The organism is Campylobacter concisus (assembly GCF_002914195.1).
GTDB classification, from domain to species: domain Bacteria; phylum Campylobacterota; class Campylobacteria; order Campylobacterales; family Campylobacteraceae; genus Campylobacter_A; species Campylobacter_A concisus_M.
Window position 1 is genome coordinate 1 of sequence record NZ_PPAU01000135.1, and the last position, 469, is coordinate 469.

Sequence of the window (469 nt, forward strand, 5' to 3'; positions counted from 1 at the left end):
CTCTTGCGCCCACAGTGTCGCTACTTAGCCTAGCGCAACCAAAAGCGCCTGTTTCGATTAGTACGTTTGAAAGCCCCTCGCTTCTTGAGCTAAGCGTAAAAATTTTTGCCTCACTATAAAGCTTTGTGACTTCGCCCATGTGACCTAGAAAACTGATGTTAAGCCATAAATTTGACGCCATTTTTTTTAGTTCCGTCTTCTGCCTATCACTGCCTGCGCTCTTTATCTCCCAGCCTTCAAGCAAGCTCTTATCTATCTTGCTAAGTGCCTCAAAATAGAAAACATAGCCCTTTACCGCCCACCGTCTCCTCCCGCATAAGATGACATGTTGCTTCTAGCAATTTTCTGTCACGTCGATACAAATTGGTCTCTGCATGACCTAGCAGTTTTTGGCATATTTATGGTAGTCGTAGCAGTTTTTGCTTACAGCGCTTATGCCACCTACAACGCGGTAGCTCATATCACGCAT

1 protein-coding gene is annotated in these 469 nt (G+C 45.0%); it reads right to left on the minus strand.

The window, feature by feature from the left end; all coding sequences use genetic code 11:
- On the minus strand, nucleotides 1-322 hold a 322-nt coding region (locus CYP28_RS09490; RefSeq protein ID WP_258034143.1), incomplete at its 3' end, for a glycosyltransferase family 4 protein.
- Between the last annotated feature and the right edge of the window lie 147 nt (nucleotides 323-469).